The 22,082-nt window shown below is 59.0% G+C and carries 19 protein-coding genes; 9 read left to right on the top strand and 10 right to left on the bottom strand.

Annotation, left to right across the window (positions count from 1 at the left end):
• Window positions 1–5 precede the first annotated feature (5 nt).
• Window positions 6–971: an aliphatic sulfonate ABC transporter substrate-binding protein gene (locus tag RRU01S_RS19810; protein WP_045231947.1), complete on the bottom strand. Its 966-nt coding sequence runs from the start codon at window positions 969–971 to the stop codon at window positions 6–8.
• A 335-nt stretch (window positions 972–1,306) separates the two neighbouring features.
• On the opposite strand from RRU01S_RS19810, the gene kdpF reads away from it, so the two are divergent.
• From kdpF to RRU01S_RS19785, 6 genes are read left to right on the top strand one after another with little or no spacing between them, the layout of a single operon-like run.
• On the top strand, window positions 1,307–1,426 hold the full coding sequence (kdpF, locus tag RRU01S_RS25540; protein WP_081880135.1) for a K(+)-transporting ATPase subunit F: 120 nt from the start codon (window positions 1,307–1,309) through the stop codon (window positions 1,424–1,426).
• 18 nt (window positions 1,427–1,444) lie between these two features.
• Complete coding sequence (gene kdpA / locus RRU01S_RS19805) at window positions 1,445–3,154, top strand: potassium-transporting ATPase subunit KdpA (protein ID WP_045232038.1); 1,710 nt, start codon at window positions 1,445–1,447, stop codon at window positions 3,152–3,154.
• Between the two features lie 13 nt (window positions 3,155–3,167).
• Window positions 3,168–5,204 carry a potassium-transporting ATPase subunit KdpB gene (gene kdpB, locus RRU01S_RS19800; RefSeq protein WP_045231946.1) on the top strand — a complete coding sequence of 679 codons (2,037 nt, stop codon included), beginning with the start codon at window positions 3,168–3,170 and terminating at the stop codon, window positions 5,202–5,204.
• Window positions 5,205–5,206: 2 nt separating this feature from the next.
• Complete coding sequence (gene kdpC, locus RRU01S_RS19795) at window positions 5,207–5,776, top strand: potassium-transporting ATPase subunit KdpC (RefSeq protein ID WP_045231945.1); 570 nt, start codon at window positions 5,207–5,209, stop codon at window positions 5,774–5,776.
• A gap of 5 nt (window positions 5,777–5,781) precedes the next feature.
• Window positions 5,782–8,475: an ATP-binding protein gene (locus RRU01S_RS19790; RefSeq protein ID WP_045231944.1), complete on the top strand. Its 2,694-nt coding sequence runs from the start codon at window positions 5,782–5,784 to the stop codon at window positions 8,473–8,475.
• Window positions 8,472–9,158 (top strand): response regulator, encoded by a 687-nt coding sequence (locus RRU01S_RS19785; protein WP_045231943.1) that lies wholly within the window; start codon window positions 8,472–8,474, stop codon window positions 9,156–9,158. The genes RRU01S_RS19790 and RRU01S_RS19785 overlap by 4 nt, the downstream gene beginning before the upstream one ends.
• Window positions 9,159–9,160: 2 nt before the next feature.
• On the opposite strand, the gene RRU01S_RS19780 is transcribed toward RRU01S_RS19785, so the two are convergent.
• The 7 genes from RRU01S_RS19780 to RRU01S_RS19750 form a co-directional block, all read right to left on the bottom strand.
• Window positions 9,161–11,008, bottom strand: a complete 1,848-nt coding sequence (locus RRU01S_RS19780; RefSeq protein WP_045231942.1) for a DUF2264 domain-containing protein — start codon at window positions 11,006–11,008, stop codon at window positions 9,161–9,163.
• A 65-nt stretch (window positions 11,009–11,073) separates the two neighbouring features.
• Window positions 11,074–12,354 (bottom strand): ABC transporter substrate-binding protein, encoded by a 1,281-nt coding sequence (locus tag RRU01S_RS19775; protein WP_045231941.1) that lies wholly within the window; start codon window positions 12,352–12,354, stop codon window positions 11,074–11,076.
• A 38-nt stretch (window positions 12,355–12,392) separates the two neighbouring features.
• Window positions 12,393–13,082: a DUF624 domain-containing protein gene (locus RRU01S_RS19770; RefSeq protein ID WP_045232037.1), complete on the bottom strand. Its 690-nt coding sequence runs from the start codon at window positions 13,080–13,082 to the stop codon at window positions 12,393–12,395.
• Window positions 13,083–13,100: 18 nt separating this feature from the next.
• Window positions 13,101–14,210 carry an ABC transporter ATP-binding protein gene (locus RRU01S_RS19765; protein WP_045231940.1) on the bottom strand — a complete coding sequence of 370 codons (1,110 nt, stop codon included), beginning with the start codon at window positions 14,208–14,210 and terminating at the stop codon, window positions 13,101–13,103.
• A 15-nt stretch (window positions 14,211–14,225) separates the two neighbouring features.
• Window positions 14,226–15,398, bottom strand: a complete 1,173-nt coding sequence (locus RRU01S_RS19760) for a glycoside hydrolase family 88 protein (RefSeq protein ID WP_045231939.1) — start codon at window positions 15,396–15,398, stop codon at window positions 14,226–14,228.
• Between the two features lie 4 nt (window positions 15,399–15,402).
• Complete coding sequence (locus RRU01S_RS19755; RefSeq protein ID WP_045231938.1) at window positions 15,403–16,239, bottom strand: carbohydrate ABC transporter permease; 837 nt, start codon at window positions 16,237–16,239, stop codon at window positions 15,403–15,405.
• A gap of 4 nt (window positions 16,240–16,243) precedes the next feature.
• Complete coding sequence (locus tag RRU01S_RS19750) at window positions 16,244–17,188, bottom strand: carbohydrate ABC transporter permease (RefSeq protein ID WP_045231937.1); 945 nt, start codon at window positions 17,186–17,188, stop codon at window positions 16,244–16,246.
• A 222-nt stretch (window positions 17,189–17,410) separates the two neighbouring features.
• On the opposite strand from RRU01S_RS19750, the gene RRU01S_RS19745 reads away from it, so the two are divergent.
• The gene (locus RRU01S_RS19745; protein WP_045232036.1) at window positions 17,411–19,189 is read left to right on the top strand and encodes a heparinase II/III domain-containing protein; all 1,779 of its coding nucleotides are present in this window, start codon (window positions 17,411–17,413) and stop codon (window positions 19,187–19,189) included.
• Between the two features lie 12 nt (window positions 19,190–19,201).
• Window positions 19,202–19,990 carry a DUF7402 domain-containing protein gene (locus RRU01S_RS19740; RefSeq protein ID WP_045232035.1) on the top strand — a complete coding sequence of 263 codons (789 nt, stop codon included), beginning with the start codon at window positions 19,202–19,204 and terminating at the stop codon, window positions 19,988–19,990.
• Here the strand turns inward: RRU01S_RS19740 and RRU01S_RS19735 are convergent.
• Window positions 19,987–20,727: a FadR/GntR family transcriptional regulator gene (locus RRU01S_RS19735; protein WP_081880134.1), complete on the bottom strand. Its 741-nt coding sequence runs from the start codon at window positions 20,725–20,727 to the stop codon at window positions 19,987–19,989. The genes RRU01S_RS19740 and RRU01S_RS19735 overlap by 4 nt on opposite strands.
• A 228-nt stretch (window positions 20,728–20,955) precedes the next feature.
• Between RRU01S_RS19735 and RRU01S_RS19730 the strand changes: the two genes are divergently transcribed.
• The gene (locus tag RRU01S_RS19730) at window positions 20,956–21,153 is read left to right on the top strand and encodes a Flp family type IVb pilin (RefSeq protein WP_045231936.1); all 198 of its coding nucleotides are present in this window, start codon (window positions 20,956–20,958) and stop codon (window positions 21,151–21,153) included.
• A gap of 10 nt (window positions 21,154–21,163) precedes the next feature.
• Here the strand turns inward: RRU01S_RS19730 and RRU01S_RS19725 are convergent, their stop codons facing one another.
• Window positions 21,164–22,057: a methyltransferase domain-containing protein gene (locus RRU01S_RS19725; protein ID WP_045232033.1), complete on the bottom strand. Its 894-nt coding sequence runs from the start codon at window positions 22,055–22,057 to the stop codon at window positions 21,164–21,166.
• Between the last annotated feature and the right edge of the window lie 25 nt (window positions 22,058–22,082).

Genomic DNA, 22,082 nt, shown 5'->3' with positions numbered 1-22,082 from the left:
GGATATCACCGACCCGCCGCAGGGGCGTAGCTCGTGTCGATCAGGTCCGAGACCGTTGCTTTCACATCAACATCGGCCTTCACGACACCCGCTTTCTGAAGCGCCAGACCGGCCTCTTCGATGGTCTGGGCCTGCTCGTCACCGATTTTCGACTGGCTGAGATCGGTGCGTTCCAATTGACGCGCGATTACGGCGTCCGGCAGTTTCGTCGCAGCCACAAGTGCTGCTTTCAGCTTGGCCGGATCCTTGCGAGCCTCGTCGCGGGCGCGTTCATAGGTTGCCAGAACGCGCTTGACGATCTCAGGATGTTCCTTGGCAAACTCTTCGCGCACATTCAGCACGCCCCAGGAGTTGTTGGCGGGATTGCGATAAAACAGCGTATCGCCATCCTCGATTTCGGCAGATGCCATGATCGGGTCGAGACCGGCCCAAGCGTCCACATCACCGCGCTGCAAGGCTAGACGCCCATCGGCATGCTGCAACAGCACCAGCTTGATGTCCTTTTCGGTCAGGCCCTTGTCGGCCAGCGCACGCACGAGGAAAATATGGGCGTCGGTACCCCGTGTCGCGGCGACCGACTTGCCCTTCAAATCCTCGACCTTGGTGATGCCAGTGTCCTTGCGGGTCACAAGTGCCACCCACTCCGGTTTTGAATAGACATAGATGGATTTGATGGGGTTGCCGTTGATGCGACCGACGAGGCCTGCGGCACCCGCCGTGGAGCCGAAGTCGAGCGAACTGGCATTGAGGAATTCCAGTGCCTTGTTGGAACCGGCAGACTGCACCCAGGTGATCTTGATACCGTCCTTCTCGAATTCCTTTTCCAGCAGCCCATCACTCTTGAGAAGGAGGCTGACGGGATTGTAGGTCGCCCAGTCGATGCGGATTTCAGAAATGTCTGCGGCATGAGCCTGGCCCAGCGCCACAAGTCCTGCCAATGCACCCAACGCCGACGCAATCCATGCTCTCATGTCTCAATCTCCAAATTAGAGGCACAGCTTCCGGCAATTTCACCGAATTTGTAATCCGCACGCTTTCCAAATTTTGCGCGTTCAGGGGAATATCGCCGCTGTCTGGATGCGCTCGCGTAGCGGAATTTTCTGGCGCCGGGTTTTCAGGCGTCCCGGTCCTCAGGTCTCATGTCATGGCGTCTTTATGTTTTCCTTATGCGCCCCACCTGTTTTCCCAATCGAACCCTGACGCGTTGAGGGCGTAGGGTGATCTCCTCGAACACACGGAGAAACCCACATGTCCGACCTCGTTTTCGTCCTCGTCGGCTGCGCGGTGCTGATTGGCTTTGCCTTTTATGCACGCGCGCTCAACCAGCTGTGAGGGCGACATGATCGAAGCTTTGCTCGCGCTGGCCGTTGCCGGTGCTCTTGTCGTCTATCTCGTCGTGACGCTGTTGCGTCCCGAGCGCTTCTGACCTTTCGGGAGAATGTCCATGACCATTATCGGGTGGCTGCAGATCGGCCTCCTTTTCCTCGCCGTCCTCTGCGTCGTCAAACCGCTGGGGCTCTACATGGCGAAGGTATTTTCCGGCGAGAGAACCTTTCTTTCGCCTGTCTTAAACCCCATCGAGCGCGGCATCTATCGCGCGGCTGGCACCAGCGCGGACAAGGAACAGACCTGGCTGGCCTATACGCTGTCCATGCTCGCCTTTTCGCTGGCGAGCTTCCTCGTTCTTTATGCCATCCTGCGTCTTCAAGCCTATCTGCCGCTCAATCCGCAGGGCTTTGCCAATGTGCCGGCTGACCTTGCCTTCAACACCTCCGTCAGCTTCGTCACCAACACCAACTGGCAGAACTATGCCGGTGAAGCGACCATGAGCCATCTAAGCCAGATGGTTGGCCTAACGGTGCAGAACTTCCTGTCGGCGGCTGTCGGCATTGCGCTTGCCATGGCCTTTACCCGCGCCTTCATGCGCTCGCAGGCCAGCACGCTCGGCAATTTCTGGGTCGATATGACCAGAGCCACGCTCTATGTGCTTGTGCCACTGGCCATCGTCATCGCACTCATCTTCGTGTGGACCGGCGTGCCGCAAACGCTGGATGCCAGTGTCACGGCAACCACGCTCGAAGGTGCACAACAGGTCATTTCGCTTGGCCCCGTTGCAAGCCAGGAAGCCATCAAGCAATTGGGCACCAATGGTGGCGGTTTCTTCAACGCCAATGCTGCTCATCCATTTGAAAATCCGACGGCATTCGCAAACTACGTCAACATCTTCGCGATGCTGTGCGTCTCTGCGGCGCTGATCTATACGTTTGGCCAGATGGTGGGCAACCGCCGTCAGGGCTGGGTGCTGCTGTCAGCCATGGCCATTCTGTTGGTTTCAGGCGTCGTCGTCATCTACTGGGCGGAAGCTTCGGGTAATTCCATTTTGACCGCACTGGGTGTCGATGCTCTCCAGGGCAATATGGAAGGCAAGGAAGTTCGCTTCGGCCAGGCCATGACTGCTCTCTATGCGGCCGTGACGACAGGCCTTTCGAACGGTGGCGTCAACGGCATGCTGGGTTCGTTTACCGGGCTTGGTGGTCTTGTGCCGATGTTCCTCATTCAGCTTGGCGAAATTCTGCCGGGCGGCGTCGGCTCCGGCCTTTACGGCATGCTCGTCTTTGCGCTTCTGGCCGTCTTCGTGGCTGGCCTGATGGTGGGACGCACACCGGAATTCCTGGGCAAGAAGATCGAGGGACGGGAAATGAAATGCGCCATGTTGGCCGTTCTCATCCTGCCTGTCGCCATCCTCGGCTTTTCGGCGGTGTCGGCCGTGCTGCCCATGGCCGTTGCCAGCATCGGTACCGCAGGCCCGCACGGACTTTCGGAAATCCTTTATGCCTATACCTCGGCTGCGGGCAACAATGGCTCGGCTTTCGGCGGTCTTTCCGGCAACACGGCGTGGTATAACACCACGCTTGGGCTCGCCATGCTGCTGGGTCGTTTCGCCTATGTCGTCCCTGTGATGGCCATTGCCGGTTCGCTGGCCGCAAAGGTTCGTGTTCCCGCCTCCAGCGGTACGTTCCCCACCGATGGCCCGCTTTTCGTCGGCCTTCTCATCGGCATCATCATCATCCTCGGCGGGCTGCAATATTTCCCGGCTCTGGCGCTCGGTCCCATCGTCGAACATTTCGCGATGCTGGCCGGTCAGACCTTCTAAAGGAAAACTCTTCATGTCACAAAAGCCAGCAAAACCTGGTCTTTTCGATCCAGCCATCATCGGCCCCGCCATCAAGCAGGCCTTCGTCAAGCTCGATCCGAGACAACTTTACCGCACACCCGTCATCTTCGTGACCGAAGTGGTGGCCGCCATGGTGACCATCATCTTCGTCCGCGATCTCATCACCGGCAACGGCACAGCCAGCTTCTCCGGCCAGATCGCCGCATGGCTTTGGTTCACGGTGCTGTTTGCCACCTTTGCCGAGGCCGTAGCCGAAGGCAGAGGTCGTGCCCAGGCAGAAAGCCTGAAGCGCAGCCGCTCCGATCTGACCGCACGTCGCCTCGATGCCAATGGCGTGGCGCAGGACGTTCCTGCCACCATGCTTGCGGTGGGCGATGTCGTCGTGGTCGATGCGGGCGAACTCATCCCCGGCGATGGGGAAGTCATCGAAGGTGTCGCTTCGGTTAACGAAAGCGCCATCACCGGTGAATCCGCGCCCGTCATCCGCGAATCCGGCGGTGACCGTTCGGCGGTTACGGGCGGTACACAGGTTCTGTCCGACCAGCTCAAGATCCGCATTACCACCCCGCAGGGTGCCAGCTTTGTGGATCGCATGATTGCGCTCATCGAAGGGGCTGAACGCCAGAAGACGCCCAACGAGATCGCCCTGTCGATCCTGCTTTCCGGCTTGACGCTGATCTTCTTGATCGTCGTCGTGACCATCTGGGGTCTTGCCGGCTATTCCGGCACCGTGCTGACCGTCACGGTTCTGGCAGCTCTGCTCGTCACGCTCATTCCCACCACCATCGGCGGGTTGCTGTCGGCCATCGGTATTGCCGGTATGGACCGTCTCGTGCGCTTCAACGTCATCGCCACCTCTGGCCGTGCCGTCGAAGCGGCGGGCGATGTCGATACACTGCTTCTGGACAAGACCGGCACGATCACCTTCGGCAACCGCATGGCGGCGGATTTCATTCCCGCACCCGGCGTCACCCAGCATCAGCTGGCGGAGGCGGCCCTTCTGGCCAGCCTGTCGGATGAAACACCGGAAGGTCGCTCCATCGCAGCCCTTGCCACTGGCGAGTTTGGTCTCGCCACGCCAAAGGCTGTGGTCGATAACACGATTGCGTTCAGCGCACAGACCCGCCTGTCCGGCGTTGACATGGGCGCACATCAATTGCGCAAAGGCGCGATCGACGCCGTGTTGAAATTCACCGGCCTGACTGACAAGGACGCCCCGCGCGAATTCATGCAGGCGGTGGACAGCGTGGCACGATCGGGCGGCACGCCGCTCGGCGTGGCAGACGGCAAGCGCCTGCTTGGCGTCATCCACCTGAAGGACGTGGTCAAGCCCGGTATCAAGGAACGATTCGCCGCCCTTCGCGCCATGGGCATTCGCACCGTCATGGTCACCGGCGACAACCCGGTCACCGCCGCCGCCATCGCGTCCGAAGCCGGCGTCGACGACTTCCTGGCCGAGGCAACGCCGGAAGACAAGCTGGCCTATATCCGTAGGGAGCAGCAGGGCGGTCGCCTGATTGCCATGTGTGGCGATGGCACCAACGATGCGCCCGCTCTGGCGCAGGCCGATGTGGGCGTGGCCATGCAAAGCGGCACCCAGGCCGCACGTGAAGCCGCCAACATGGTCGACCTCGACTCCAGCCCGACCAAGCTCATCGAGATCGTCGAAATCGGCAAGCAGCTTTTGATGACGCGCGGTTCGCTGACGACATTCTCCATCGCCAACGATGTCGCCAAATATTTCGCGATCATCCCGGCTTTGTTCGTCACGACCTACCCGGCGCTCGCCGCCTTCAACATCATGGGGCTGTCGACGCCGCAATCGGCGATCCTGTCGGCTGTCATCTTCAATGCCCTCATCATCATCGCGCTCATTCCCTTGGCGCTGAAAGGTATCGCCTACCGGCCATCCAGCGCTGCCGCGTTGTTGCGTCGTAACCTCTTGATTTACGGCCTGGGTGGATTGTTGCTGCCCTTTGCCGGAATCAAGATTGTCGATCTCGCCGTTTCGGCCCTGCACCTGGTGTAATCATGCTCAAACTTCTCAGACCAGCCTTTGTCGTTCTTGTTCTCTTGACGCTCGTCACCGGGGTTATCTATCCGCTCGTGGTCACCGGCATTGCGCAAGTCGTCATGCCGCAGCAGGCCAATGGCAGCGTCATCCGCCGCGGTGATGCCGTTGTCGGCTCTGTCCTCATCGGCCAGAATTTCAGCTCCGAGCGCTACTTCTGGCCGCGCCCGTCGGCAACCTCGCCAGACCCGTACAATGCTGCCGCCTCGTCCGGCTCCAATCTCGGCACGACATCGGCCAAGCTGAAGGATCGTGTGGCCGGTGATATCGAGCGGCTCAAAACGGCGGGCGTGACGGGAGCCGTTCCAGCCGACGCAGTCACAACGTCCGGCTCCGGTCTCGATCCGCATATCTCGCCGGATTTTGCCCAGGCGCAGGTCAACCGTGTGGCGGTTGCCCGGCAGTTGCCAGTGCCGCAAGTGCAGGATTTGCTGCTCAAGCACACCGAGAGTGCCGCCCTTGGAATTGTCGGTGAACCGCGCGTGAATGTGCTAGAGCTGAACCTTGCGCTGGATGCGCTCAAGAGCTGATACGGATGCCGATAAACGAACCCTACGAGACGAACCGTCCCGATCCCGATGCATTGCTTGCCCTGGCGGATAAAGACCGCCGGGGCAAGCTGACGATTTTTCTGGGCGCCGCCCCCGGTGTGGGCAAAACCTATGCGATGCTGAACCGCGCCCAGAGATTGCGTGCAGATGGTACCGATGTTGTCGTCGGGCTTGCCGAAACCCATGGCCGCACCGAAACCTCTGCTCTTCTGGAGGGGCTGGAAATATTGCCGCGCCTGTCGGTCTCCTATCACGGCAAGGAGTTGCAGGAGTTCGATCTCGATGGGGCACTGGCCCGCAAGCCGCGCATCATCATCGTCGATGAGCTGGCCCATTCCAACCCGGAAGGCTTTCGCCATCCCAAGCGCTATCAGGACATAGACGAGCTCATCGAGGCGGGCATCGACGTATGGACGGCGCTCAATATCCAGCATCTGGAAAGCCTGTCCGATCTCGTCGCCCAGATCACCGGCGTCAATGTGCGCGAAAGAATTCCCGACACGGTGCTGAAAAAGGCCGATGACGTCTTGCTGGTCGATCTTCCCCCCGCTGAGCTGATCACGCGTCTGCAGGATGGCAAGGTCTATCTGCCCGCCAGCGCGCGCCGCGCCGCAGACCGTTTCTTCCGGCTCGGCAATCTCACGGCGCTGCGAGAACTGGCGCTTCGCCGCACGGCAGACCGGGTGGACGATCAGATGATCGATTACCTGCGCCAAAACGCCATCGAAGGTCCATGGGCCACCGCCGAGCGTCTCCTTGTCTGTATCGGCCCGGACACCCTGTCGGAAAAGGTGGTGCGTGTCGCCAGCCGCCTAGCCTCGGGTCTGAATGCGCCGTGGCTGGTCGTCAACATTTCCCATTCCGACCGGGAGACCATGGACGACGAGGATTTGCGGCGCATAGACGATACCTTCCGTCTGGCGGAAAAGCTGGGTGCCGAAACACGCCGCGTCACCGGCAGCGATTTCGTCACCGAGATCATGAAGCTCGCCAAGCGCGAACACGCAACCCAGATCGTCATCGGATCGCATTGCCGGACATGGTTGCGCAATCCGCTGCGCACGAGCCTTGCCGATGCCTTGACGCAGGAAACCAGCGGCATCGGCCTTCACCTCGTCACCGCCGATGAAAAGACGCCGCATCGTACAAGGCAAAAACCGGTCTGGCCGCGACTGCCCACGCTCGCCAAGCCCTTCGGCATCGCCTTCATATGCGTGCTGCCCGCCGCCTTGATCGGCGCGCTGATCGACCGCATCGTCTACCTGCCGAACATCTCGCTGCTGTTTCTGATTGCCGTTCTGAGTGCCGCGATTTATGCCGGTTTTGCCGCGGCCCTCATGGCAGCGTTGCTCTCGGCGCTCGCCTATAATTTCTTCTTCATCCCGCCGCTCTACACCTTCACCATCGCTTCGCCGCATGAGGTCTTTGCGCTCTTCATCTTCGTGGTGGCAGCCATTCTGGCGGGCAGTCTCGGCTCGCGTATCCGTGAGCAAGCCAAAACAGCACGGTCGCGCGCCGCCGCCATGCAGGCGCTCTATGATTTCGCCCGCAAGCTTTCTGGCACCGTCGATGTCGATGAGGTGCTGTGGGCGTCCGTTACGCAACTGCATGCGGGTATCAACCGCAACATCGTCTTCCTGCGCCCCAATGGTGACACGCTGGAAACCGCCGCCGCATGGCCGCCGGACACCGAGCTTGGCATTTCCGAAATTGCCGCCGCACGCTGGGCCAACACTCGCAAGGAACCGGCAGGCGCAGGCACCGGTACACTGCCCAATTGCCGTTTCCAGTTCCGGCCACTGACGACTCCGCACGGCGTAGTCGGTGTCTGCGGCTATGAGGTTGGCGATGAAGCGCTGGATTCCAACGCTGAACGCATGTTTTCCGCCATCATCGATCAGACGGCCACGGCCATCGACCGCGCCCGCCTGTCGTCGGAAAGCGCCAAACAGGTCGTGCGACTGGAAAGCGAACGATACCGCGAGGCGTTGCTATCCTCCATCTCGCATGACCTGCGCACGCCACTGGCCACCATCACCGGCGCCGTCACCAGCCTGCGCGAGCTGGGCGAACGCATGACGCCGGAAAGCCGCGATGATCTCCTGCAATCCATCGAGGAGGAGGGGGCGAGGCTGAGCCGTTTCGTCGCCAATCTCCTGGACATGACGCGGATTTCCACCGGCACTCTCCAAGCCAAACGCGAATGGGTTGACGTCAGCGATGTCGTGCGGTCCGCGACGGAGCGCGCCCGCAAATATTTCCCAGCTCACACCTTCGAAACCGGGATTGCCACGGACTTGCCGCTGTTGCGCGGAGACAGCGTGCTTCTGGAACAGGTCCTGTTCAACCTTCTCGACAATGCCGCAAAATATGGTGGCGGGGAGCCTGTCAACATCTATGCCCGAAGGGACGGAAAAGAACTTGTTCTGTCAGTCACCGATCTGGGCAAAGGCATCCCCACCGTCGATCTCGACCGCATCTTCGAAAAATTCTATCGCCGCTCCAAGACCGATGGCCGCTCGCCCGGCACGGGGCTCGGCCTCTCCATTGCCCGTGGGTTCGTGGAGGCGCTGGGCGGGCGCATTCATGCTGAAAGCCCGGCGGTCAGAAAGAGAGGCACTCGTATTGTCATGCGTTTCCCGGTAGAGGAGAAAGACCAGACTTTGGGATCACCATGACACTAGCCCGCATTCTCGTCGTTGATGACGAACCTCAGATCCGGCGTTTCCTGCGCCCCGCACTCTTTGCTGCGGGTTACGATGTCATCGAGGCTGAAAATGGTGCGGATGCGCTGAAAGCGGTGGCAACGGCAGCCCCCGATGCCGTCATTCTCGACCTCGGCCTGCCGGATATGGACGGCAAGGATGTCATCACAAGCCTTCGCGGCTGGTCCACCATCCCCATCATCATCCTGTCCGCGCGCGATCGTGAGGTGGAAAAGATTGCAGCGCTCGATCTGGGTGCCGACGATTACATCGAAAAACCCTTCGGCATCGGCGAACTCACCGCCCGCATCAGAACTGCCATGCGCCACCGGGCAAATGCAGGCAAGGCACCGTCGCTCGTCCATGCCGATGGTCTTGTCATCGACGTGATCAAGCGCATCGTGTCGCGAAACGATCTGCCCATCCGCCTGACGCCGAAGGAATACGACCTGTTGACCCTGCTGGCCCACCACGCAGGCCGCGTCGTCACCCACCGCACATTGCTCACTTCGGTCTGGGGCCCGGCGCACGAAGAAGACCTGCATTATCTGCGCGTTTTCATCGGTCAGCTTCGCCAGAAGATCGAGCGCGACCCGGCGCAGCCGAAAATTGTCCAAACAGAACCCGGTGTCGGCTACCGGCTGATCAGCGACTAGGTTTAAATCGCAAATGCATCCACGCGTTTACCCTCGCGGCTGAAAAGCTTTTCCAACGCGGCAAGATCAGGCGCATGCGGGATATCGGCCAACGCCGCTGTCGTTTCCTCCCCGACAGGCAATCCCATGGCCGCCGTCATCAGAATCGTCTCACCAGCGGCGATTGTGCCACGCAGTTGAGGCACCAGCGTTCGGGCATGGATGAGGTTGGTGTTGGCAATCGCCTGATGCGCTATGCCATCACGCACCTTACCAGGCGACAGGTCGACAATCGCGCTTATATCTTGCTGGCCGAAGCAGACGCCGCGACCGTTGCCAGTCTCGCTGGTGTCGCGGTTAAAATCGGCCCGCTCGATGGCAAACCCGCCTTCGGAGGTGTCCAGCGCATGTGGCGTGATGATGCGGTGAACCCTGATATACCAAGGATTGTGCGGCACGAGCCACGTCTCCACCACCACATCCCGCCATGGCCGCCAACGGGAATACAGGTAATCGCCCGCAATTAAAGCCTCTTCCATCGTCTCGCGGGTGCGGAAGTGCACGCCGTCGTCCGATAGCCCCAACATCCCATCGAAGCTGGCCGCCGCAAAATGCCGGTCGTCTGCCTCGATGTTGAATGCGTAGCGCGTCGAATAGACGAATTTCGAATATTTCTCCTGCGCACCGCGCATCTTGTCATGCTGCTGGCCCGAAGAGAGAACGACGACATTGCCCGGCGTGTGGAAAGCGACCATGCCGGGTTTCGGCAAGGGCACAGGCTCGGCGAATGTTTCAGGTTCTGCTTCTTCCGCAGCCCAGAATGCATGGTCGCCCGGTAGTGCCAGTGGCAGGAAGAACTTCAGCGCCCAATAGGGAGAGCAGGGAGAGTTATAACTCTCGCCCATCAACAGGTTGGGATAGCCGTAACCGATGGATAAAACGCCGTCGCGATCACAGATCGGCAGCTTCGCCCACCAACGGATGTGGCGCATATAATAGCCTTTGACCTGAGACCACGGCAGCGCCTCAAGATCGGCAAAGGCAAGCCCACCCCAGAAACCGCCCGCCGCGAAACGATAGGTCTGGCTGCGCCCAAAGGCGAGCGAAGCACCATCCGGTCCGAACCAGTGGCGGATATCGCTGGCGAAGCGTTTGGAGCGCTGAAGCAGCCGGGCTTTGCGCGCATCGTCGCCCTTGGCGAGCACCGTATAGATCAGCCCATAGAAATGCATGGCGAAGGGAACGTAGTGGTCCACCCGCCGCACCGGCCCATCGCGGTACCAGCCATCGCCAATGTCGAAGGCCTCGAGCTCGTCGAGATAGGCGTGTGTCTTGGATGTGTCGAAAGCAACGCCCACGCGCTCCAGACCGAGATCGATCAGAACGCGGAAGAACTTCCAGTTATTATCGACGAATTCCCGTTCGCGCGCCGCAAGCAGGTAGGCGGCAACGATCTCCTTGTCGGCTTCACTCAACGGTTCCCAGATGTGCTCAGGCACCATGGCCAGTGCAAAACCGATGGCCGCTAGCTCCACAAGCCGCTGATTGCGGTCCGAGACATCGCCCCAATATTCGGCATGATCCGGGTTGGTGCCGTTAGCCAGACCGCGCCGGTACAAGTCCCAATGCGGGAAGTCATAGCCGCCAGCCGCCAGCGGAACGATGCCCCAAAGCGGGCGTGCAAACCCTTCCAGCTCCGCTGCCGGATAATCGAAGATCGCGCCAGTAGCACTCAGCCGGACCCGCGCCCCACCTTCGGAAAAATACGGAAGAAGCGGGTTGAACAAATCCATGACCGCTTTAGCAAGATCGTCTCTGGTCAGCAGTGGATTGTTGAAAAGCGGGTTGTCCCTAGCGCTATCGTGATGCACGGCATGTCTTCCAAAACTGGATTATAAAGAGAGGCGGTCGCAAGAGACCTGCGACCGCCTGGCGCTTACTTGATGGCTTTGACCCCGTCGTCCATGTCCTTGATGCCGTCATCGATGGAGATGTTGTCTGTCATCAGCGCATCATGGACGCGGTTCAGCACGACCTCGATGCGAGCAGCATTCGGATTGACGGCCATTTCCAGATAGGCCTTACCGGCTTTCAGCGCATCCTTGCTGTTCTGGTCCTGCGGAAAGCCGGGAAGAGCTGCAATGGTCTGCGCAACCGTATCCGATCTCAGCGCCGGGAAGGTGCCGGTGGAGGCGACGATGGCAGCGCCTTCAGGCCCGGTCACGAACTTGATGAAATCAAGCGCCGCTTCCTTGTGCGCCGAATTGGAGTTCACCGACAGGCCGGAAATCTGCGCCGCCGTTGTGCCTGCCTCTACGCCATCGGGGTGCGGAAACTTGACGATACCCCAATTGGCGCTCTTGGATTCGCCCGATTTCACCTTGGCGATCTGTGTGCCCATGAACCACGTTCCCATTGGCATCATGCCAATGGTGCCGTTGAAGAACAGCGCGGAATAATGGGTGTTGGAGGTTTTCAGCGATGCATAGGACGGGATTGCGCCGCTTTTTTGCAGGGCAAGCGCCCGTTCATACCACGGCTTCAGAAACTCGTAGTTGCCATCGACCAGCGTCTGCTTGCCGTCCTGAATGCCGGGCAGTTGCACCGTGGAGCGCCATGTGTGCAGCAGAGCGCCGTAAACGCGGTTCTGGCCCATGCCGCCCTTGAGCTTGGTGGCGATCTCATCGAACTGCGCCCATGTCATATCATTGGTGGGGTAGGGGACGCCTGCCTTATCAAAAACGTCCTTGTTGTAATAGACGATCCAGAAATCGGAGCGGAACGGCAGCGCGTAAATCTTGCCATCCACGCTTAGCTCCTCGATTAGCCCGCCGTAGCCTGCCGGGTCGATCTTCTGGTCCTTCATATAGCTGCTGAGATCGGTGATGTTGCCAGCACGCACTAGGTTGGCATAGCCAGGAACATCCTTGATGGTGACGATATCGATGTCTTTGGAGCCGCCAGTCAATTGCGTCGAAATCATCTGCGTGTAGTCCTGCGACCCGAGATCGACAGGCTCGAAACTCACATTGGGATGCTTGGCTTTGTAAGCATCCATCAGCGGTTTAAAGTAGGCACCCTTGTCGAGATCCCACAGCGCCCATTTGAGCGTCACCGGCGCATCGCTTTGCGCAAACGCCGCTCCTCCCATGCTCATGGCAAGGCCAATGCCTGCGGTGGCCAAAGCGAAGGCTCGTCGTGTCGTGTTGAATTCCATAGTCGGTTTCCTCCCGGACTGTGTGTAGTTTATTGATCTTATCGGTAGCGCGTCCCTTTGAGGTCAAAGGTCTCGATATGCCGTGCTGCAAAGCAGATAGCGAAGATGCCAAGCGAGAAATTAATGGTGGCAGGCATGAACACTGACACCGGATAAAACAGGATATGCGCAAGCCATAGCGCTACGACGAAAGCAAAGGCCGCCAACATCGGCAGCGGCTTCACCAGCGCCAGCAATGCCGCTTGCCGAAACAGGCTGGAAAGTGGCAGATCGCGTGTCACTGTCAGCACGATGGCATAGGCGGATAAGAGGCTGACAAACAGCGTCATGACAATGCTGATCGCCAAGGGCAGGCTGTAGATCAGCCCATCCGGCATCGCCTTTGCGTAGGTGATAACGGCATAGGTGCTGGCGGCTAGTATGGCGGCACAGGCCACCATCAGCACCGTTCCACGCACCGCATAGCGCTGAAACGCCTCAACAAAATCGCGCAGCAGATAGGTGTTTTCATCCGATACGATGGAGCGGGACACTCGCGCCATGGCGAACGTCGCCGCAGGAATCGTGACCAATGGCAGGCTGGCGATCAGGAACAGCAAATTGAGCTTCACCAGCTCCCACCATTCGCGTTTCAGAATGTCGAAGAACAGGGCAAGGCCGGTGGGACGCGGGGCATCCTTGTCGATCCCGGCTCCCTCCCTTGTCCACAGTCCTTCAAGCCATTGCATCATGCGCCTCCCAGCGGGTTAGTAGAGAATGGAGCGTTCCGTTTCCGGGTCGAACACCTGCGCGCCAGTCAGGTCGGCAATGAGGGTGATATCGTCGCCCAGTCTGCCCTTGAAGCGTGGAGACACGCGCGCGATCAGCGCCTTTCCGCTTGCAACGAGATTGAGGTGAACCTCCGATCCCATCGGCTCGGCCAGTTCCAGCGTGGCATTGAATGGCACGGTATTGGCCGCGTCGATGTCAGCAGGTGCAAACTCGTGAAAATTCTCCGGGCGAATGCCGAGAATAACATCCTTGTTCTCGTAAGGGCGCAGCCGCTCAATATCGATGCTGGCAGGCAAAGGCATCGGCGTGCCATCGAACACGGCGGTGAAACGCTCACCGTCGCGCTTCAAGGTCACCGGCAGCATGTTCATTTGCGGCGCGCCGATGAAACCGGCAACGAACATATTGATAGGCCGGTCATAAAGCTGCTGCGGCGTATCCACCTGGTGAATGTGGCCGTCCTTCATCACCACGATACGGTCGGCCATCGTCATCGCTTCGATCTGGTCGTGCGTCACATAGATGAAGGTCGCGTTCAGCCGCTTGTGGAGCTTGCTGATCTCAGCCCGCATCGTGCCGCGAAGCTTGGCGTCGAGGTTGGAGAGCGGCTCGTCGAGAAGAAAGACTTCGGGGTTTCGCACCATCGCGCGGCCCAGCGCCACACGCTGCCGCTGCCCACCGGAAAGCGCTTTCGGTTTACGGTTCAACAGGTGGGTGATGTCGAGAATATTGGCGGCTTCCTTCACTTTTTCATCGATGAAGTCGCGCGGTGCCTTTCTCAGTTGCAACCCGAATGCCATGTTCTTGTAAACGGTCATATGCGGATAGAGCGCATAATTCTGGAACACCATGGCGATGTCGCGGTCTTTGGAGGGCACGTCATTCATCACGTCCTCGCCGATGCGAAGTTCGCCGCCGGAGATTTCCTCCAGCCCGGCAATCATGCGCAACGTCGTGGATTTGCCGCAGCCGGATGGGCCGACCAGAATGATAAATTCCTTGTCGGCAATCTCCAGATCGATATCGTGGACGACCTTGAGCGCACCAAAGGTCTTGTTGAGTTTTTTCAGCGAAATACTTGCCATATCGTCCTCACGCGCTCACCAGTAGGATGCCCAGTTGCGCGACAATCGCGTCAGTGCTTCCAGATAATAATAATCGCCCCAGGACACGCACTCATCGACGCCTTCGCCGCGGCAGGTGTTGTGCTGCGTTTTCTTCGAATAGGTGCCGTGCAGAAGCTGCCCGTTAGAAACCGTGGGGTCCTTGACCGAGTAGGAATCGACAAGGCTTTTCACCATGCGTCGCGCGAGGTCGCGATACTGCTCGGCCTTCTCAGCCTCCTCCAGATCGGCCATTTCCAACAGGCCGCAGGCAACAATGGCCGCTGCCGAACTGTCACGCGGCTCGCCGTCTTTCTCCGTAAAGACGAGGTCCCAATAGGGCACGAGATCGGGCGGCAGTCGCTTCAGATAAAAGGTCAGCAGCCGCTCGAAAGCGTCGCGATAGGCGGGCAGGCGCTCGTAGCGATAAGAAAACGCCATTCCGGCAACGCCCCAGGCCTGTCCGCGCGCCCAATAGCTCTCGTCGCTATAACCCTGCTTCGTCACACCCCGTACCGGCGCGCCGGTCTCCGGGTCCATATAGAACGTGTGATAGGTGGAATCGTCCGCCCGAACGGAGTGCGCAAGCGTGGTGCGGGCGTGCGCTAGTGCAATATCGCGGTAATCCTCGCGACCCGTCTGCTCAGCGGCCCAGTAGAGCAGCGGCAGGTTCAACAGGCAGTCGATGATATACCGATATTCATTCGGATTGCCTTTGCGGCCCCATGCCTGAATGAACTGGCCTACGGGCTGAAACCGCTCCATCAATTGGTCGGCAGCCATCAGGGCTGCACGTTTGCCATCCTCATCCTCCACCAATTTCCACGCAGCGATGCAGGAGGGCGAATAGAGAAAGCCCATATCGTGATGGTCGGTCTCGATGCGGTTTTCGATCCGGTGCAGAAAGCTCTGCACCTGTATCTGCGCGGCGTGTTGAAAAACCTTATCACCCGTATGCTCGAAGGCGAGCCAGATCTGCCCCGGCCAGAAACCGGCGGTCCATTGGTCGTTGGCAACGGCTGGATAAAAATTGCCGACGCTGGAATGGTTCTGTGCCTTGTAGGTAAACTCCGGCAGGTTGCGCCGCACCTGTTCGACAGCCGTTGCCATCGCCGCATCGATTTCGGCAGAGGTAATCGGGTTCGGTTGGGTGTCGGTAAAATTCAGCATGATATCAACCCTTGATCCCCGAGGAAGCGACGCCTTCGACGAAGAAGCGTTGCAGCGCCAGAAAAACGATGAGAACCGGGATCAGCGCCACCACTGACGCGGCCATGATCAGTCCGTATTCCGCCGAATATTGCGAAATGAACATGCGAAGCCCGATCTGGATGGTCTTCAGTTCCGTTTTCGTCAGATAGATCATTGGCCCCAGAAAGTCGTTCCAAGTCGTGACGAAGGTGAAGATCGTCAGCGTCGAGAGCGCGGGCTTGGATAGCGGCAGCATGATCTTCGCCCAGATCTGGTATTCGTTCATGCCATCAATGCGGGCTGCCTCGCACAACTCGTTGGGGATCGACATATAGAACTGGCGCATCAGAAACACGCCAAACGCGGTGAAAGCCTGCAACAGGATCAGCGCCAGATGGGTGTTGTTGAGGCCGAATTCGCGCATCAGCAGGAACTGCGGCACCATATAGACCTGCCACGGCATGGCGATGGTGGCGATGTAGCCTAAAAAAAGCGTGTTCTTGTAGGGAAAGTGCAGCTTGGCAAATGCGTATGCCGCAAAACTCGATGTCAGCAACTGCATGATCGTGACGATGATCGTCAGCTTGGACGTGTTATAAATGAACAGCGCCAGCGGTATCTTCGTCCATATCTCCGTGTAGTTTTCCCAGCGCGGCTGTGCCGGTATCCATTCGATGGGAAAGGCGAAGACATCGCGGCTGAGCTTGAGCGATGCCGACAGCATCCACGCAAACGGCAACAGCATGACGATGGTGATCGCGATGACCGTGGCATAGACGGCAATCGTTCCAACGGTCACTTTCCGGCCCATGATGCGCATCGCCTCAGTCCTCCCGCTGCCGTTTGAACTGGACGACCGTCACGGCCAGCACGAGGAAGAACAGAACGAGCGCAATCATGCTGGAATAGCCGAGATCCCAGGAAATAAAGGCTTCGTTATAGATGTGGTAGACCAGAACGAGCGTGGAGGTGCCGGGTCCGCCCTGCGTGATCATGTAGACCTGATCGAACACCTTGAACGACTGAATGGTCAGCATGACAGTGACGAAAAACGTCGTCGGTGCCAGTTGCGGCAGCGTGACGTGGATGAACTTCTGCCAGGCATTGGCGCCATCCAGACCGGCCGCTTCGTAAAGCTCGGAATTGATGCCCTGAAGCCCGGCCAGATAGATCACCATGTAGTAACCCATGCTCTTCCAGATGCCGAAGAGAATGACGGTGACCATTGCCCAGTGCCGGTCCGCCGCCCAGCCGGGCATATCGGCGGGGTCCATGCCCAGCGTATAGAGCAGCATGTTGACCGGCCCCATTTCGGGGTTGAAAATCATGTTCCAGACGACGGCCACCGCCACCAGCGACGCAACATAGGGAAAGAACATCGCGGTGCGAAAGAAATCGCGACCGAGAATTTTCTGGTTGAGAAGGACGGCCAGTCCCAGCGCGCAGGCCAGCGTCGCAGGCACGGACACGACGGTATAGACGATCGTATTCCAGAAGGCGGAGATGAACGCCTTGTCTTCGAACAAGCGCCAGAAATTATCCAGTCCCGCAAAGCTCATGGCATTGGAGCCATCCCAATGCATGAAGGCGAGCGCAAAGGCGAAAAGAATGGGGCCGAGCGTGAAGATGGCAAAGCCGAGAAAATTCGGGGCAATGAAGGAATAGGCGATCAGCGCATTTTCGATCCGGCGTCGTCTCTTGGAAACGATCCGCACCTTTTTCTTGCGGTATGGGGCCGCCTGTGTGTCGGACGCGGTCACAATGGCCACGGCATTCCTCCCATTGTCGGCCAGCCGTCGTCATGACCGGCGCAGACCGCTGCAACATCTCCTGCCATCAGATTTTCACCTGATGCCTCCTGCCGTTTTGATAGCACAAAATTCGCATTGGTCAAACAACCTCACTTAAAGTCAGACAAATTCTCTGGAGATTCGAAAAGACGTATGATAGGAACCTTGCTAACGAATATCGAACGCGCGGGAGGTCAGGGCGTGTTTGCAGAGTTGATAGCGCTCCTGCCGGGCAGGCTGGGTGATTTTGCAGCCGCTGTCACGGCTGAACGCATCCGCTGCTCCGCATCGCAGACCAGCCGCGCAGAGCTGATCGATGCTGCCGTGAAGGCGCTTGGTGAGTCATGGTCCATCATCCTCGCCAGCGACTACATGGAATATACCCAGAACGGCAACCGCTCGCGCTTCGAAGCGCTCTATTTTGCGCGCCGCCTCAAGCTGAACGCGCTGGTTCTGGGAGAATGCATCGAAGGCGAGGGGCGTTTCTTAGCCGAGATCGCCAACGGCCTATGGCTCATCTGCGAGGAAAGCGGCTGGCAGCTGCCCGCGCATAATTCCCATGTCCGTGGCGGTTCGCGCACCCCACTTCCCGATCCGCAAAACCCGGTGATCGATCTCTTCGCAGCCGAGACGGCGGCCAATCTGGCGCTGGTCTCGCACCTGTTCGCCCCCCAACTGGACGCCACCCTTGTCGCGCGGATTTCCAGCGAAATCGACCAGCGCATCACCCGGCCCTACCTCTCGCACCACTTCTGGTGGATGGGCAATGGCGATGAGCGGATGAACAACTGGACGGCGTGGATCACGCAGAACGTCCTCCTATCCACATTCCTGCAGCCCACCGATCAACCGACCCGCCGCGCCGTTGCCGAGCAAGCCTTTAAGAGCCTCGATGCCTTCCAGAAGGACTATGCGGAGGACGGGGCCTGTGAAGAGGGCGCACTCTATTACGGCCATGCGACACTTTGCATGTTCACGGGGCTCGCGGTTCTGGAGGAGTCGGCTCCCGGCGTGACCGGCCCCCTGCTGCGCGAAAAGAAGCTGCGCAATATGGCCGAATTCATCCGGCATATGAATGTCGCCGATGACCAGTTCTTCAACTTCGCAGACGCCCCCGCCCGGTTCGAGACGAGTGGCCTGCGTGAGTATCTCGTCGGCAAAACCATCGCATCCCCTGCGCTTCAGGTCTTCGCCGTAGATTGCTGGCAGCGTTCGTCCAAGCGCTTGATGCAGGATGAGTGGAACCTCTGGTATCGCGTACAAGCGGTTCTGTCAGAGCAGGAACTGTCCGAGGCATCTCTCCCGCCACCCGCCAAAGTCGATATGTTCTACCCCGGCATAGAACTCGCCATCGCCCGCGATGATATCTTCGATCTCGCCGTCAAAGGCGGCAACAATGGCGAAAGCCATAACCACAATGATGTCGGCAGCATCACGCTGTACAAGCATGGGCGTCCCTTCCTCATCGATGTCGGCGTCGAGACCTACACGGCCAAAACCTTTTCGCCGCAGCGTTACGACATCTGGACCATGCAATCGGCCTTCCACAACCTGCCGAGTTTCGGTGGCATGATGCAAATGGATGGCGAAGCCTTCGCGGCCCGCGATTTCCGTGTCGATTTCACCGAACAGCATGCCGAAATCTCTCTTGATCTCGCCGATGCCTATCCGCCGGCGGCGGGTGTGCAAAGCTACACCAGAACCATCAGGCTTGTCCGTGGTCAGTATGTCGAAATTATCGATAATCATGAAGGCGAGCGTGATGCCGTTCTGTCGCTCATGACGGTCGAAAAGCCCCGCATTGCTGGCGACGCGCTGGTTCTGGGTGACCTCGGTTCCATCGATATCGAAGGTGCGGCGGTGCCCACTATCGAAACGATCGAGATCGATGATCCGCGCTTGCGCCAGTCATGGCCGAACGCCATCCACCGCACCCTCATTCCGCTCCAAGGCAAACGCCTTCGCCTCGTCATCCGCTAAGGGAGAATGCCGATGAAGCTCACACTGAAAGTCATCAACGCCGCTGGCACGGTCCTGTCGCAAGCGAGTTCCGACGACGAAGTTTTTCTGGTCTATCGCAGCGAATATACTGAAGGTGACAGGATCGTGGTCGAAGCGGCAGAATCAGGCCATATCGATCTCAGTCTCGATGCCGGCATCCCGCCCGCCCGTGTCTTCCTGGCGGGCACGAATTTCTCCCTTCCTGTCCCCTTCGGACTCACACGCAAGACCTATCCGCCACAGGCTTTCCTGGGTAACCTCCACCGCATATCCGCCTGTCGCGTTCACCCAGATGAGGCTTCGATACGTCGAAACCTCGCCTTCAATCCCTTCGATCATCACGACAACACGACGCTCTTTCCCCATGCGAAAGCCAATGTGGAAACGCGCGGCGAGGCCGTCTTTGCCGCCCGCAATGCCATCGATGGTGAAAAGGCCAATACGGATCACGGCTTCTGGCCCTATACCAGCTGGGGCATCAATCAGGACCCGGCGGCAACGCTCACTTTGGCGTTCGGGCGTCCCGTGCGGATTGATCAGATCACGTTGTATCTCAGGGCAGATTTTCCCCATGATGCCTGGTGGAATGAGGCCAGCATGACCTTTTCAGATGGCCACGTGCTGACGGTCCCCTTGGTCAAATCCGGTGCCGCTCAAGCCTTCGCCATGCCGCCGCGCACGGTGGAATGGGTGCGCCTGCACGACCTGAAAAAGGCTGGCGATCCATCGCCTTTTCCGGCGCTTACCCAATTCGAGGTCTGGGGCGCGGACGTGTCCTAGTTAGCGGCGATACCGCGCAGATCGCGCATCATCTCGCGGTAGCGAAGCTGGCTGCCGCGCAGATGCTCCTGCATGGCCAGCTTTGCCGCCTGCTCGTCCCGGTCTGAAATCGCAACGATGATCGCCTCATGTTCCCTGTGGATCAGGCGTCGATAGGCGGTCTGGTCGACCTCTTGCTGCTTGGGAACGAAGCGGGATTGCGGGATGGCCGCGGGTCCATGCAGCTCCAGAAACTGCGTAAACAGCGGATTGTTGGTCGCCGCCGCAATCGCAAAATGCAGCGCCAGATCCGCCTCGCGGATGGACTGGTTGTTCTCGAGACAGTCCAGCACTTTGGCGTGGCACTCGAAAATCGCCTCTTCCTGAGACGGCGACCTGCGAAGTGCAGCAAGCCCCGCAGCCTCGATTTCCAGCGGGGTGCGAATTTCCAACACTTCGAGATCCGAAGAGAGTCTCGCCTTATCCACGCTGATGGTGGGGCGTGTACCCTTGTCCGTCTTCAAAACGAAGATGCCAGCCCCTTGGCGCACCTCAACAAGCCCGTCATGGCGCAAGGCAGCGACCGCCTCGCGCACAACCGTGCGGCTAACGCCGTGCTCCTCGGTCAACTCGATCTCACTGGGCAGTCTGTCGCCAGGGCCGTATCGCCCAGAGGCGATTACGTCACGCAGAATGCCGCTGAGCTGGCTGACGAGCGAGGCTCCGTTTTTCGGACGCTCTTTTCCAATTTGACGCATATTAAGGATCGCTCGGCGTTAAAGACAGATGTATGTGCAGAAATACATATGATGAATTTTGATGAATATCAATCATTGTTATATTTGTCAGATGATTGATTGTTTTGAGCCGTAGGCAGGGCTCGCTGCCCCTGTGAGCGGCATTGCACGCAAGCCGTAACCAATTGGACATACAATTGCGCTAACATTCACCCCATTGAATATACCGGCGGTTTGAAGGGTGTACGAATGGCAGGCAGGGCGGAGTTTGTGGTGCAAAAGCTCGTCGCGCTCTACGCGGATCAGCAAGGCGCGACCGTCATCGAATACGGCCTCATCGTCGCGCTCATTTCGACGGCTGTCATTCTGGGCATGCAAGCCATCGGCACCAATATCAATGCGATCTTTCAGTTCTTGGCCGATACCTTCACCAACGCCATGGCCTGAGCGCGTCGTTTCATTCGTCCTTCGACGGTAGCTTTATTTCGGCCGTCTTCAGCGCGTCGGCCAGACGCACCTTGGCAGAGCCGGGTTTCAACGGCTTCTGCTGGCTCTCATGCGGCGCCCATCCCGAGACATAGATGATCGAGAACGTCGCGCGGATGCGACCATCGGGATCGCTGTATTTTTCGGCATAGAGTTCGGCCGCACGCATGAAGAACCGGCGGTTCAGCGGTTTTCGGCTTCGCCCCGCCAGCGGGTTGGACATCCCCATGGCCCTGAGATCGCGCATCAGCGGCAAAATCGAATCGTAGCGCACCGTATAGGTTTCCGTGTCCGTTACCGGCAGCGCAAAGCCCGCCCGTTGCAACAGGGCGCCGACATCGCGAACATCGGCAAAGGGAATGACGCGCGGGCTTGCCCCACCGCTCAATTCCGCTTCCGTGGATAGCAGCACGTCGCGCAACTCCTGCAAGGTGCCAGCACCGGGAATGGCGGCCATGAACAGACCGTCGGGCTTCAATGCGCGGCGAATTTGGATCAGTGTGCCGGGCGTATCATTGGTCAGGTGCAGGCTGAGCGGCGAAACGATCAGATTGGCGGATGATGGTTCAAGCGGCAGGTGCTCGATGGGTGCGATCTCAAGCGGTTCGTTGTTCGTTGCGAAAGCCGCATCGATGTCCACACGTGTAACAGTGCCGACTTTGCCGGTCTCCTTGATGCGCTGCGCCGTTATGCCCGTCGCACCATGCAGTTCGACGGCGCTGTCGAAGTGTCGCTCAACGATGGCAATGCGGTCGGCGATCTCCTCTGCGGCGATATCCAGCAGAAACAGGGCTTTGTCGTCTCTGGAACGCAAGGCGCGCTTGCGGTTCTGCTCGATCAGCGCCGCGTCGAAAACAATATCCATGCCGTCATCCATCCAAACTTTGCTG

The sequence above is a fragment of the Agrobacterium rubi TR3 = NBRC 13261 genome (genome assembly GCF_000739935.1).
GTDB classification, from domain to species: Bacteria; Pseudomonadota; Alphaproteobacteria; order Rhizobiales; family Rhizobiaceae; genus Agrobacterium; species Agrobacterium rubi.
Note: the sequence above shows the minus strand (reverse complement) of the source record. Positions and strands in the feature narration are given on the sequence as shown.

Excerpts from the sequence above, each read along its gene's own strand:
- RRU01S_RS19810 (WP_045231947.1), bottom strand. The coding sequence starts at position 971 with ATGAGAGCATGGATTGCGTCGGCGTTGGGTGCATTGGCAGGACTTGTG.
- kdpF (WP_081880135.1), top strand. The coding sequence starts at position 1,307 with ATGCACGCGCGCTCAACCAGCTGTGAGGGCGACATGATCGAAGCTTTG.
- kdpA (WP_045232038.1), top strand. The coding sequence starts at position 1,445 with ATGACCATTATCGGGTGGCTGCAGATCGGCCTCCTTTTCCTCGCCGTC.
- kdpB (WP_045231946.1), top strand. The coding sequence starts at position 3,168 with ATGTCACAAAAGCCAGCAAAACCTGGTCTTTTCGATCCAGCCATCATC.
- kdpC (WP_045231945.1), top strand. The coding sequence starts at position 5,207 with ATGCTCAAACTTCTCAGACCAGCCTTTGTCGTTCTTGTTCTCTTGACG.
- RRU01S_RS19790 (WP_045231944.1), top strand. The coding sequence starts at position 5,782 with ATGCCGATAAACGAACCCTACGAGACGAACCGTCCCGATCCCGATGCA.
- RRU01S_RS19785 (WP_045231943.1), top strand. The coding sequence starts at position 8,472 with ATGACACTAGCCCGCATTCTCGTCGTTGATGACGAACCTCAGATCCGG.
- RRU01S_RS19775 (WP_045231941.1), bottom strand. The coding sequence starts at position 12,354 with ATGGAATTCAACACGACACGACGAGCCTTCGCTTTGGCCACCGCAGGC.
- RRU01S_RS19770 (WP_045232037.1), bottom strand. The coding sequence starts at position 13,082 with ATGCAATGGCTTGAAGGACTGTGGACAAGGGAGGGAGCCGGGATCGAC.
- RRU01S_RS19765 (WP_045231940.1), bottom strand. The coding sequence starts at position 14,210 with ATGGCAAGTATTTCGCTGAAAAAACTCAACAAGACCTTTGGTGCGCTC.
- RRU01S_RS19760 (WP_045231939.1), bottom strand. The coding sequence starts at position 15,398 with ATGCTGAATTTTACCGACACCCAACCGAACCCGATTACCTCTGCCGAA.
- RRU01S_RS19755 (WP_045231938.1), bottom strand. The coding sequence starts at position 16,239 with ATGCGCATCATGGGCCGGAAAGTGACCGTTGGAACGATTGCCGTCTAT.
- RRU01S_RS19740 (WP_045232035.1), top strand. The coding sequence starts at position 19,202 with ATGAAGCTCACACTGAAAGTCATCAACGCCGCTGGCACGGTCCTGTCG.
- RRU01S_RS19735 (WP_081880134.1), bottom strand. The coding sequence starts at position 20,727 with ATGCGTCAAATTGGAAAAGAGCGTCCGAAAAACGGAGCCTCGCTCGTC.
- RRU01S_RS19730 (WP_045231936.1), top strand. The coding sequence starts at position 20,956 with ATGGCAGGCAGGGCGGAGTTTGTGGTGCAAAAGCTCGTCGCGCTCTAC.
- RRU01S_RS19725 (WP_045232033.1), bottom strand. The coding sequence starts at position 22,057 with ATGGATATTGTTTTCGACGCGGCGCTGATCGAGCAGAACCGCAAGCGC.